The sequence below is a fragment of the Mycobacterium sp. Panama NTM2 genome (assembly GCF_054355555.1).
In genome coordinates this window covers 1709919-1722632 of sequence record NZ_CM135953.1, presented here as the reverse complement: position 1 = coordinate 1722632, position 12714 = coordinate 1709919, and the positions used below count along the sequence as shown (strand labels likewise).

Here is a 12714-nt window from a genome sequence, read left to right as displayed (position 1 = left end):
CAACGCTCGGGCCTCAGACCGGCACCAGATGGCGAGCCGCGTTGCCGACCGGGGTCGAACCACCCCGAAACGGCCGCGTTACTGGACGGTAACCGCACTGACGGCGTCGTCAGCGTCACGAGGCCCACCGGCGAATCGCCCCCGGCTCGGCGAAAAGAGCAAAGGAGGCGACGGCCGACGTCCCGGTCTGTTGCGATCGAAACCAGATCGGCCCAAAGTTCGCCGTGGCAACAGTATGACGTCCTGACCTGCGCCGACTCCGCTTCGAACAATTGCCGAGCGCGGCCGCGTCACGATCGTTACCTGATCGTGACCTTTACCGGAATCGGATTGTTTGGATGACTTCATCCGGCTAGCTGGAATTTGGCTGTGTGAGAGCGAGATACTCGAGAATGAACGTGTTTTAACGCGTTCTGCGCAGTACCCGCCCCCGCCATTGCGCCGCCTGACGAATGGATCGAAATGACCCAACCCGACTTTGCCTTTGCTGACTTCGATGCCGACCAGCTCGACGCCAGTCCGCGCTATTGGGACCCCGTCACCGAGTGCACCGTCGTCTACGCGCGGCCCTCGACCGAACCCGAGTTGTGGTCCGACTTCATCGCCGGGGCCGCATGCAGCTATCAACAACACGGCATCGGTGCGGCCATCGACACGCCCGCCTTGCGCCGCGGCGACGACACCGCCCTATTCGCCGCATGCGTCAATCAGCGTGGCAGAGTTGTCGGCGGACTCCGCGCAAAGGGGCCCTATAGGTCGATAGCCGAATGCCACGCCGTCGAGGAATGGGCGGGGCAGGACGGAGAGGAGGCGGTGCGGAAAATGGTTGCTGACCGCCTGCCGTTCGGGGTGGCCGAGATGAAGACCGCGTGGGTCGCCGACGACCCCGAGCTGAGCCGCCGACTCACCACCAGCATCGCCCGCACCCCCCTGCACGCGATGGACCTGCTCGGCATCCAATTCGTCGTCGCGACGGCGGCGTCCTATGTGCTGAAGCGGTGGCTCACCTCGGGAGGCGTGCTGGCCGCGAAGATCCCCCCGACGCCCTACCCGGACATTCGGTATCAGACCAGGATCGCCTGGTGGGACCGCCTCACGTTCGCCAATCACGCCCAACCACGGCAGCTGTCCGCCTTCCTGGCCGACAAGCGGGCCATGACGCCCGGTTCCGACCTCATCGACGACACGGCGCAGCGGCGGCTGGGATGAGTGAGCCCACCGCTGCGGTCTACACGGCGTCGGTGCTCGACCCCACCGACCCCGAGGACTCCGAGCGGTGGACTGCGCTGCGCGACGATCCACGCATCGAGATGGTGGACACGATCTCCGCACAGCGGGCCGAGCTCGCGGCGGTGCGCCCCGCCCCTCCCGCCGAGGTCGCCGACGAAGCCGATCGCTGGGCGTACTACCCGTGGCGGCGCGTGCTCGTCCGCGTCCTGGGCCCCCGCGCGTACCGCCTGCTGCGCTTGGACCGCAATCGCAATCTGATCACCGGCGACGACATGACCACGCTGGGCCGGCTGCGGATCGGCGTCGTGGGCCTCAGCGTCGGGCATGCGATCGCGCACACGCTCGCCACCCAGGGGTTGTGCGGTGAACTGCGTCTCGCCGACTTCGACGCGATCGACGTCTCGAATCTGAACCGCGTACCGGCCACCCTCCTCGACGTCGGAGTGAACAAAGCGGTGGTGTGCGCGAGGCGCCTCGCCGAACTCGACCCCTACCTCCCCGTCGTCGTGGAGCCGAACGGACTCACGACGGACACCGTCGACGCGTTCCTCGACGGGCTCGATGTCCTCGTCGAGGAATGCGACTCCCTGGACGCCAAGGTGCTCGTCCGGGGCGCGGCGCGGGCGCGGGGCATTCCCGTGCTGATGGCCACCAGCAGCGGCGGCCTGCTGGACGTCGAACGCTTCGACCTCGAACCCGACCGACCGCTGCTGCACGGACTGCTGGGCGACCTCGCGGAGATGGATGCCGACGCGCTGGCCGGCCTGAGCACCAAGGAGAAGGTGCCGCGGGTCCTGCGCATCATCGACGCCTCCGGACTGCCGTCGCGGATGGCGGCCTCACTGCTCGAGGTGGGCACGACGCTGACGACGTGGCCGCAGCTGTCCTCGGAAGTCGCCGTCGGCGCCGCGTCGGTGGCCGAGGCGGTACGACGGATCGGACTCGGCGAACCACTGGCCTCGGGCAGGGTCAAGGTGGATGTTCCCGCGCTGCTCGATCAGCTCGGTGAACCCCGCCTCGCCCTCCCGACCGTCGCCGACGAGCGGCCCGGCGATCAGGCCCCACCGGTCACAGCGGACGGTGCGGTCATCGACGTGGTCGCGGCGGCAGCACGGCGGGCCCCGTCCGGCGGAAACACGCAACCCTGGATCGTCGAGAAGCGCGCCGGGGCCGCGGATCGCTGCCTGGACATCCATCTCGATCCGAACCTCACCTCGGCCATGGACGTCGGATTCCGCGGCAGCGCGGTGGCTGTCGGCGCAGCGACCTTCAACGCGCGGGTGGCCGCCGCGGCGCGGGGAGTCGGTGTGCGCGTGGACTTCCGAATCGGCGATGAGCGCTTCCCGCTGAGCGCCGCGGTCACACTCGACGACACCGACCCCGACCCCGCGCTGGCCGGGCTCTACCCCGCGATGATGCGGCGGGAGACCAATCGACGCCTCGGCACCCGCATCGAGCTCGACGACACCGTCGTCGCCGACCTGCACGCGGCGGCTGACCGCGAGGGCGCGCGGGTCTGTCTGTTGACCGATCCGCCCGACGTCGAACGTGCGGCCACGATCCTCGCCGCAGCCGACCGCATCCGCTATCTCACGCCGCATCTGCACGCGCAGATGATCGACGAGTTGCGGTGGCCCGGCGATCCGTCGCCGGACACCGGGATCGAGGTGCGCAGCCTCGAACTCGACGACGCCGACGTCGTTCTCCTCGACATCCTGCGCCGGGGCGACGTGATGGCGAATCTGGCGGCGTGGAATGCCGGCACCGCGCTCGGCGACGACAGCCGCACCAAGGTCGCCGCGGCCGCAGGTGTGGCAATCATCACCGTTGACGGGCACACGCTCACCGACTACGCCCGCGCCGGCGCGGCGGTGGAATCGGTGTGGATATGCGCCCAGCAGCACGGATTAGCCGTCCAGCCCGTCTCCCCGGCCTTCCTCTACGCCGCCGATGACGATGACTTCGCCGCGCTGTCGCCGCGCTTCGCGAGAGCGCTGGCTGACCTGCAATACACTTTCCGGACGTTGGTATCCGCGAATCCCGCTGAGTCACTGGCGTTGGTGCTGAGGTTGTCCCGGGCGCCGAGACCGTCGGTCGTCAGCCGGCGTCGCGGCGGGAAAGACAGCTCGGCACCGAACTGACGCGGATACGAAAGAGGGTCGCTTGCCCGAGAGCCTGGACCTGGTGGTGACATCGGTCGCGACGCAACTCATGGGTGCCACGTCGGCGACGGCCAAAGAGGTGTGCCAGAACGTGCTGGCGGATCTGGTGGCGTACTTCGGCGTCGACGTCAGCTTCCTGCGGCGCAACGACCACACGATCCGGGCGTCCGTCCTCGTGGCCGAGTGGCCGGTGCGGCCCGGCATCCCGGACCCGGATCCGCTGGCCGTCGTGTACTTCACCGACGCCGATCCCGTCTTCGCCATGGCCGAGCACCAGAAGGAGCCCGTGGTCTTCCGGCCGGAACCGGCCACCGACGACTACCAACGCACGATCAACGAGGGCCGGCAGGTCGCGGCGACCTCGATGGCCTGCGTGCCGCTGCTCTCCGGCGAGGTGACGTCCGGAGTGCTGGGCTTCGTGAAGTTCGGCGACCGCAACTGGACAGAGGCCGAGCTCAACGCGCTCAAAGCGATCGCATCCCTGCTCGCACAGGTCCAGGCGCGCGTCGACGCCGAAGAGCAGCTGCGCTATCTCGCCGACCATGACGATCTGACCGGGCTCTTCAACCGGCGCGCTCTGCTCAGTCATCTGGACGCACGTCTGGCCGACGGTCAGCCCGGACCGGTGTCGGCCCTGTTCTTCGACCTCGACCGACTCAAGGCGATCAACGACTACCTGGGCCACACTGCCGGTGATTGGTTCATCAGGGTGCTCGCCGAGCGGCTCCGGCGCAGCGCCGACGGGCCCACCCTGATCGCGCGACTCGGCGGCGACGAGTTCGTCGTGGTGCCCGCCGACCCGATGGACGCAGATGCCGCAGAGGCGCTCGCAGTGCGGTTGCAGGCCGCCCTGCGGGAGCGGGTGTCCATCGACGGCGAGATGCTGACGCGCACCGTGAGCATCGGGGTCGCACTGGGGGTGCCCGGACACGACAGCACCTCCGATCTGCTGCGCCGGGCCGATCAGGCCGTGCTGACCGCGAAAAACTCTGGCGGCAACCAGGTTTCGGTGTTCACCGACGACATGTCGCTGGAGAACGAGTTCCGCAACGACATCGAGCTGCATCTGCAGACCGTGGTCGAAAGTGGCGCACTGCTGCTGCACTATCTGCCCGAGATCGACATGAGGACCGGCGACATCGTCGCGATGGAAGCGCTGGTGCGCTGGCAGCACCCGACGCGGGGCCTGCTGACCCCCGATTCGTTCATCGGTGTGGCGGAGTCGATCAACATGGCCGGCGAACTGGGCCGGTGGGTGCTGCGTACCGCGTGCGCGGAGTTCGCGGCCTGGCGGTCCCGCGGCCACGGCGGAGAATCGGTGATGCGGATCAACGTGTCCCCCGTTCAGCTGGTCACCGACGGATTCGTGGAGACCGTCAAAGGCGCGATGGCCGACAACGGCCTGCCGCCGGGTTCGGTGTGCCTGGAGATCACCGAGACGGTGGTGGTCCAGGACATCGAGACGACGCGCATCACGCTCGCAGGCCTGAAAGAGGCCGGTGTCCTGGTCGCCATCGACGACTTCGGCACCGGGTACAGCGCCCTGTCGCAGTTGAAATCGCTGCCGGTCGACACCCTCAAGATCGACCGTAGCTTTGTGACCGAATTAGGTTCTGACCCAGGCGATCTGGCCATCGTACGAGCCATCATCGCGCTGGCCGAGGCGTTCGGCCTCGAGTTGGTCGCCGAGGGGGTCGAAACCCAGGCCGCGGCGCTGACGCTGCTGCGCCACGGATGCCATCGCGCTCAAGGATTCCTGCTGTCGCGGCCGATCGCCGCCGGGCCGATGGAGTCTCTGCTGGCCAAGGGCCGCATCGACGTCTCCTTCTGAGCCGACGCAGAAACCGGCTCAGCCGTCGGTGAGCAACTCGACCCGGCCGAAACGACTGGCCGAGCGGCCGACGAGGGCCACCGTTCCGGCCGGGCCGTCGGTCCGCACGGCCACCCCGGGCGGGCCGCACACCAGCACGCCGTGCCGGACGCGGACGGCCAGGGGGCCGTCCGCGGTGGCGAAGACCACCCCGATCACCGTGGAGTCGTCGAACACCAGTCGGTCGATGGCGTCGACCGGCTGTGCGACGAGGTCGCGCGCCTGGGCCTGTCCGGTCAACCAGGAGTCGAGTCCCCCGGGCTCGGCGACCGCGTCGGCCGGGACGTCGGCGGTGATCACGTCCACGATGTCACCGTCGGCGGACTGCACGCGGGTGGACGGCCACCCGTTGACCCGCGTGTAGAGGTACCCCGACGGCGAGGCGATGCACTCCCCTGTCCACCGTCGAAGCCTGCCGCCGTCGAACGGCGGGACCGTACGCCGCTTGCGCCCGTTGGACGCACTCTCCACGGGGCTGACCGCGCGGACCGCCAACTCGGGTTGGTGGGGCAACGCCTTGACGTCGATGTCGTCGATCAGCGCCGCGGTGTACGCCGAGGTGGCCGCGTCCCCGCGCAGCGTCTCGAACCAGGTCCGTGCGCGGCGCCGCTGCGCGACGATCAGGACGTCACCACCCCGGGCAGACGCAGCCAGCGCGCACAGCAGGCCCGCTGGGCCGACGTCGGTGCACACCACGTCGACCTCGTCCTGCCACACCACATCCGGATACACCGTTATCTGCCTTTGGTTTGCCGAGAGCGTCGGCGAGTCCACATTGTCCTGACAGCTGGGTCGCCACTAGCCGAGTGGGGCGTTGCGAGGATTCATCATCACTGCACGCGGCAACACGATCAACGTACCACCGGCCGCACGCCGGCCGGCACGGCCGACGGCGGGCGGGTTCCCCACCTAACTAACTAGGTTTACTCTCTTGGCATGAACCTGACCTGGTCGCCCGCCGATCTCGCCTTCCGCGACGAGGTACGGTCCTTCCTCGACGAACGCCTCACCCCGCATCTGCGCCGCGCGGGCCGGCTGATGACCAGCGTGTACGCCGACCACGACGCCAGCATGGAGTGGCAGGCCATCCTGCACGAGAGGGGCTGGGCCGCCCCGGCATGGCCCGTCGCGTACGGCGGCTGCGACTGGACGCTGACGCAGCACTACATCTTCAGCAGGGAGTCGACACTCGCCGGTGCGCCGTCGCTGTCCCCGATGGGCATCCGCATGGTCGCTCACGCCATCATCGAGTTCGGCACGGACACCCAGAAGGACTACTTCCTGCCGCGAATCCTCACCGGCGAGGTGTTCTTCTGCCAGGGCTACCCGGAGCCGGAGGCTGGTTCGGACCTCGCCGCACTGTCGATGGCCGCCCGCGACGACGGCGAGCACCTGGTGTGCACGGGCAGCAAGATCTGGACCACCCATGCCCGGGAAGCCAACTGGATGTTCGCCCTGGTACGCACCTCCCGATCGGAGAAGAAGCAACGTGGCATCACGTTCGTGCTGATCGATCTGACGTCACCGGGAATCGAGATCCGGCCGTTGGTGATGACCTCCGGAGAAGAGGTGCAGAACCAGGTCTTCTTCGACGAGGTCCGGGTGCCCAAGACCAATGTCGTCGGTGCGATCGACGACGGTTGGACGGTGGCGAAGTATCTGCTGGAGTTCGAGCGCGGCGGCGGCGCGGCGGCGCCGGCCCTGGAGGTCATGGCCGAGAACATCGCCGCGGTCGCCGCCGAACAACCCGGACCGACCGGCGGGCGACTACTCGATCACCCGGCGTTCGCCCGCAAGCTCGCCAACGTCCGGATCCGCACCGATGTCCTGGAGATCCTCGAGTATCAGGTGCTCGCGGTGGTGGCTGCGGGCGGCAATCCGGGCGCCAAGTCCTCCATGCTCAAGGTGCTCAGCACCGAGTTGAGCCAGCACATCACCGAATTGGCCATGGAGGCAGCCGGACCCCGGGGGCGGGCGTATCAGCCGCACGCCGCGTGTCCGGGCGGTCCGATCGCCCACTTCGAGCCGCCGGCAGACGGCTACGTGTCCGGCGAGCCGTGGCAGGCGGTGGCTCCCCTGCGGTATCTCAACGATCGCGCCGGCTCGATCTACGCAGGCAGCAACGAGATCCAACGCAACATCCTGGCCAAAGCGGCGCTGGGACTCTAGGAGCCTGCTGAATAAGTCCTGCGTGGTGGGCCGGTGTTGGTCGGGTTAGCGGGGACAATTGGTGGGTGCAGGGTCGTGCGGATGATCAGCGTGAGTTGTTGGATGCGGAGTCGGTCGCCGGTCATTTGTTGAAGTCCGACAGTGTGTTCGCGTTTCTGGCGGCTCATCGTGGCGAGTTGTTTCCCGAGGCGATGTTCGCCGATCTGTTTCCCTCGCGTCGGGGCCGCCCCAGCGTGCCGGCTGAGGTGATGGCCAGCGTGATCACGTTGCAGGCATTGCATGGTCTGTCCGATAACGAGACGGTGGACGCGGTGACCTTTGATCTGCGGTGGAAAGCCGCCTGCGGGCTGCCGATCACCGCACCGGCGTTTCACTCCACCACGTTGACCTATTGGCGGCGCCGTCTGGCGGCCTCGCAGTCACCGAACCGGATCTTCGAGGCGGTCAAGGCCGTCGTCGCCGAGACCGGGGTGCTGGCCAAGAAGACGCGCCGGGCCCTGGATTCCACGGTGCTCGATGACGCGGTCGCCACCCAGGACACCGTGACCCAGTTGATCGCCGCGATCCGACGGGTCCGCCGCGACGTACCCGGCGCCGCAGCGGTCGTCGAGTCGCAATGCACCGGTCATGATTATGACGATCCCGGGAAACCGTCGATTGCGTGGAACGACAGGGCTGCTCGCGACCTGCTGGTCGATGCCCTTGTTGGTGACGCGCACCGACTGCTGGGGCATCTGCCCGATCAGGAGTTGGGCCCCCGCGCTGCCGAGGCGGTCGCGTTGTTGGCGTTGATCGCCGGTCAGGACGTCGAACCGGTCGAGGGGTCTGACGGCACCGACGGGCGGTGGCGCATCGCGCAGAACGTCGCCCCCGATCGGGTGATCTCCACCGTCGATCCCGACGCCCGCCACGCCCACAAGACGGTGCACCGCCGCCAGGACGGCTTCAAAGCCCACATCGCGATCGAACCCGACACCGGGATCATCACCGACTGCGCGTTGACCAAGGCCAGTGGCTCCGATAACCACGAAGCCGTCGTCGGGCCCGCACTGCTCCACAATGAACCCATCCCGGTGCGAGTACTCGGCGACACCGCGTACAGCAGCGGTGCCACGCGGACCGCCTTGGCCGCGGCTGGACACGTCGCGGTGATCAAACCGATTCCGTTGCGCACCCCGGTGCCTGGTGGCTTCACCACCGATGACTTCACCGTCGACTTTGATCACCGCACAGTGACCTGCCCGGCCGGTCACACCCTGCCGATACCGCCCAGCGGCGGCGTAGGCTTCAAAAAGCATTGCCGCTCTTGTCCTTTGGCGTCACGATGCACTACCGCGACCGCGGGACGCAAACTCACCCTGAGTGCATATGAACCTCTTCAGCGCCACGCCCGCACCCAGGCGCGGCAGCCCGAGTGGCAAGCCGAATATCGTCGACACCGCCCTATGGTCGAACGCTCCATCGCCTGGGTAACCCGTCACAACCGCAAAGTCCGCTATCGCGGCGTCGCCAAGAACGATCACTGGCTGCACCACCGCAGCGCGGCACTGAATCTGCGCCGCCTGCTCGCTCTCGGCCTGACCCACACTGGCACGACCTGGGCTATCGCCTGATCCGATCAGGTCCGTGATGCCTCAGATCAAGATGCCCGCGAAATCTGATCCATGCCTCAGGTAAGAATGCCCGCGAAACGGCGTTGGGTCAGGAGGCCTTGATCCGGATGCCTTTGCGGGTGTCGGGTAGGGCGGTGGGGATGCTGGCGAGGTAGAGCTGTTCGGTTTTCTCCTTGGCCAGCTGGAGAAGTCGGTTCTGCAGGTCGGCGATCTGGCGTCCCATCGCGGCCGGGTTCAGGCTGTCGCGGTAGGTCAGGAGCTCCGATTCTTGGGCTGGTGAGAGGACGCCGGCCGCCAGTAGCCGGTCCAGTGGGGTCTTGGGCTGGTCGTAGAGACGGCGGCGCCGGCCGTCACCGCTGCTGGCGTAGCCGATGGGTTTGATGGTGGGGGTCAGGTAGTTGAGCCGGTCGTTGACCAGAGGCCAGAGCCGGTTGAGCACCGCACGTTCCTCGTCGGTGTCGTAGCGGTAGTAGAACCCGTACTTGCGGACGAGATGGTTGTTCTTGGACTCGATGGTGGCCTGGTCGTTCTTCTTGTACGGCCGGGAGCGGGTGAAGAAGATCTCCATCTGCCCGGCCCATTTGATGACGGCTTTGTTGAGGAACTCGGTGCCGTTGTCGAAGTCCAAACCAGTTACCTCATACGGTATTTCATGCACACCTGCTTTCAGGGCGGCCAGGATGTGGGTGTGGGCGTTGTTGCGCACGGTCCGCGTGAAAGTCCAGCCGGTGTGCACATCGGTGAGGTTGAGGGTGCGGGCGAACTCGCCCTTCAACGTCGGCCCGCAGTGCGCGACGGTGTCTCCTTCGAAAAAGCCTGGCGCAGCTTCGATTTCGTCGGTGGCCTTGCGAATCTTGACCGACGAGCGCAACAGCGGCGAGGGCTTGGTGGTGGACTTGCCCTTGATCTGGTCTTTGGCTTTCACCGGCGCCAGATAGCGGTCGATTGACGCCGCGCTCATCGCCAACAGCTCCTCGCGCACCGTCGGGCTGTAACGGTCACGGCCAAAGACCAACTCGCCGTGGCGCTCCAACCCGTCGAGCTGCAGGGCCATCGAAGCAGCCAGGTACTTGCCGCACTGCCCACCCGAGGCGGCCCAGACCTTCTGCAGCACCTTACGGGTGTCATAGCTGTACTTCGGCGAGCGCGGTTTGCGCGGCCGTTTTGCGACACTGCGGCCCGCACCCGGCGGGCGCCTGGCCGCTACCGTGAGCCGCCGGCGGGCGTTATCACGCGACCAGCCGGTCACCTCGACCACCTGATCCAGAATCCGGCCCCGGTCCTTCTTCGAAGCCCTCACATACGCCTTGGCGTACCTGGCGGTGACCTCGGCACGAGACGCCATCGACAACCCACTTCCCATGCTCCACGACTATCACCATTTCGCGGGCATTCTTACGTGAGGCACCGAGGGCGTTTCGCGGGCACTTTTCGTGAGTCAAGCCGAGGTCTTGCCAGCTACAACCTGCGGTGTCACGCTCGAAGCGGCGGGGTGACCCTCGAAATGTCGACCTCCGGGTCTGACTCAAACCAAGCGCCGAGCGCGCAGTGAGGCACCCCGCCCCAAACACCCCTAATTCAGCAGGCTCCTAGAGGGGCTCGAGAGAGGCAGAGAATGGACTTCACGTTCGACGACGAGCAGCAGCTGTTGCGCACCGGCCTGACGCGGTTCCTGGCCACGCGCTACGATCTCGAAAAGAGCCGCGCCGCAGTCACATCCGGAGCAGGTTGGCAGCCCGAGATCTGGCTCGCATTCGCCCAGGAGTTGGGCATCCTGGGCGCCTTGGCGCCCGAGGACTGTGGCGGGATCGGCGGCGGTCCCGTCGAGATGATGCTGATCTGCGAGGCGCTGGGCCACGCGCTGGCGGTCGAGCCCTACGTCGACACCGCGGTGGTGGCGGCCGGGCTGCTGCGCCGCGCGGGTGGACCGACCGCTGCCGCCCTTCTCGACGGGATCGTCTCGGGGACAACGGTGGTCACGGTGGCAGCCACTGAACCGACGTCGGGTGAGCATTGGCAGGACGTATCGACCGTGGCGGAGTGCGACGGAGACGGCTGGGTGCTGACGGGAACGAAGATCGTCTCGGTGAGCACGCCGCTGGCCGACAGCGTGCTCGTCACCGCGCGCACCTCGGGTGCCCGTGCCGACAGCGACGGTGTCTCGCTGTTCGTCGTCGACATCACCTCAGATCCCGAGGGGTTGCAGATGCACCATTACCGCACGATCGACGACAGATACGCCTCGGACATCACGATGACGCGGGTGCGGGCCACGCTGCTGGGCGAGGAGGGTCGCGCCTGGCCGTCGCTTTCCCGGGCCCGTGACGAGGGAGCAGCCGCGGTGTGCGCCGAAGCGGTCGGCGCGATGCGCAAGGTCCTTGCCGACACGGTCGACTATGCCAAGCAGCGCAAGCAGTTCGGGCAGCCGATCGGCTCGTTCCAGGTGGTGCAGCATCGGATGGTCGACATGTACATGGAGCTCGAGCAGGCAGCCGCCGCTGTCCATCTCGCGGTCCTGCATCTCGATGACGACGACGCCGCCACGCGCGCCAGGGCAGTCTCGGCGGCCAAGGCGACCGTGGGGCGCGCGGCCCGCTTCGTCGGCCAGCAGGCGGTCCAAGTGCACGGCGGCATGGGCATGACCGAGGAATTGGCGATAGGCCACTATTTCAAGCGGTTGACCGCCCTGCAGTTCGAGTTCGGCTCGACAGACTTCCACGTCGACCGGTATGCGGCGCTGACCACCTAACGGCGCGCGACGATCACCGGGGTGCGGGCGGACTGCACCACCTGGGTGCTGACCGAACCCAGCAGCATGCCGGCGAATCCGCCGCGGCCGTGACTGCCGACGACCACCAACTGGGCGGTCGCGGCCTCGTCGAGAAGCCGGCGAGCCGGCTGGTCTCGACAGACCACCCGGCGCACCGTGACGTCGGGGTAGCGCTCCTGCCAGCCCGCGAGCCGCTCGGCCAGCAGCATGTCCTCTTCCGGCTGCACCTCGGTCCAGGGCTGCGCGGGCAGTTCGTATCCCGCGTCGCTCCACGTGTGCACCGCCACGAGGTCGACACCGCGCCGCGACGCCTCGTCGAAGGCGATCTCGGTGGCGTGTTCGCTGGCCGGGGATCCGTCGATGCCCACCACCACCGGCGCCTCGTCCGGATGGGCGATGAGCGGATCTTCGTCGCGGATCACGGCCACCGGGCAGCGGGCGTGGTGCACCAGCCCCGTGCTGACCGATCCCAGAAGCCGCCGCTCCCAGGTGCCGAGCCCCCGGCTCCCGATCACGATCATCTCGGCGTCGGCGCTCAACTCGGCCAGCGCGGCCACGGGCTGACCGGAGAGGACCTTCTCGCCCAGTCCGCCCAGGCTCTCGCCGGCCGCCGCCCGTGCGACCGCCGAGGCGTCGTCCAGGATCGTGCGGGCCGCTTCCTGCTCGTCCTTCAAGAACGCCGGCGGAAGGGGAACCTGGACCCACGACTGCAGGCTCGCCGAGGGCAGTACGTGGGCCAGCGTCAGCGTCGCGCGGCGGCGCGCCGCGCTGCGCGCAGCCCAGTCGACAGCGGCCCTGGCCGCCGCGGAGCCGTCCACGCAGACGACGACGCCGAGCGACGCAGCGGGGTGGGACATGACAGGCGCCTCCTCAGCAAGCGGCGTCGGTGCAGGGTGGTTC

9 protein-coding genes are annotated in these 12714 nt (G+C 67.8%); 6 read left to right on the top strand and 3 right to left on the bottom strand.

The features are described from left to right. The first annotated feature begins 462 nt into the window (after positions 1-462). From ACXYX3_RS08175 to ACXYX3_RS08165, 3 genes are all read left to right on the top strand, one after another. Entirely contained in the window at positions 463-1209 is a 747-nt protein-coding gene (locus ACXYX3_RS08175; RefSeq protein ID WP_458611290.1) for a hypothetical protein, read from the top strand. After that, positions 1206-3371 carry an Rv1355c family protein gene (locus ACXYX3_RS08170; protein ID WP_458611288.1) on the top strand — a complete coding sequence of 722 codons (2166 nt, stop codon included), beginning with the start codon at positions 1206-1208 and terminating at the stop codon, positions 3369-3371. Before ACXYX3_RS08175 ends, ACXYX3_RS08170 begins: the two co-directional genes overlap by 4 nt. 70 nt (positions 3372-3441) lie before the next feature. Continuing rightward, complete coding sequence (locus ACXYX3_RS08165) at positions 3442-5223, top strand: putative bifunctional diguanylate cyclase/phosphodiesterase (protein WP_374238339.1); 1782 nt, start codon at positions 3442-3444, stop codon at positions 5221-5223. A gap of 18 nt (positions 5224-5241) precedes the next feature. On the opposite strand, the gene ACXYX3_RS08160 is transcribed toward ACXYX3_RS08165, so the two are convergent. After that, the gene (locus ACXYX3_RS08160; RefSeq protein ID WP_458611286.1) at positions 5242-5994 is read right to left on the bottom strand and encodes a hypothetical protein; all 753 of its coding nucleotides are present in this window, start codon (positions 5992-5994) and stop codon (positions 5242-5244) included. Positions 5995-6198: 204 nt separating this feature from the next. Here ACXYX3_RS08160 and ACXYX3_RS08155 point away from each other — a divergent pair, with 204 nt between their 5' ends. Further along, the gene (locus ACXYX3_RS08155; protein ID WP_458611284.1) at positions 6199-7431 is read left to right on the top strand and encodes an acyl-CoA dehydrogenase family protein; all 1233 of its coding nucleotides are present in this window, start codon (positions 6199-6201) and stop codon (positions 7429-7431) included. A gap of 65 nt (positions 7432-7496) precedes the next feature. Then, the gene (locus ACXYX3_RS08150) at positions 7497-9044 is read left to right on the top strand and encodes an IS1182 family transposase (RefSeq protein ID WP_458611282.1); all 1548 of its coding nucleotides are present in this window, start codon (positions 7497-7499) and stop codon (positions 9042-9044) included. An 88-nt stretch (positions 9045-9132) separates the two neighbouring features. Here ACXYX3_RS08150 and ACXYX3_RS08145 read toward each other — a convergent pair whose 3' ends face one another. After that, positions 9133-10389, bottom strand: coding sequence for an integrase catalytic domain-containing protein (locus tag ACXYX3_RS08145; RefSeq protein ID WP_176215952.1), 1257 nt, complete (start codon positions 10387-10389; stop codon positions 9133-9135). Positions 10390-10659: 270 nt separating this feature from the next. On the opposite strand from ACXYX3_RS08145, the gene ACXYX3_RS08140 reads away from it, so the two are divergent. Then, positions 10660-11793 carry an acyl-CoA dehydrogenase family protein gene (locus tag ACXYX3_RS08140; protein WP_458611280.1) on the top strand — a complete coding sequence of 378 codons (1134 nt, stop codon included), beginning with the start codon at positions 10660-10662 and terminating at the stop codon, positions 11791-11793. Here ACXYX3_RS08140 and ACXYX3_RS08135 read toward each other — a convergent pair. Then, positions 11790-12671, bottom strand: a complete 882-nt coding sequence (locus tag ACXYX3_RS08135) for a universal stress protein (protein WP_458611278.1) — start codon at positions 12669-12671, stop codon at positions 11790-11792. The two genes, ACXYX3_RS08140 and ACXYX3_RS08135, sit on opposite strands and share 4 nt — an antisense overlap. Positions 12672-12714 lie beyond the last annotated feature (43 nt).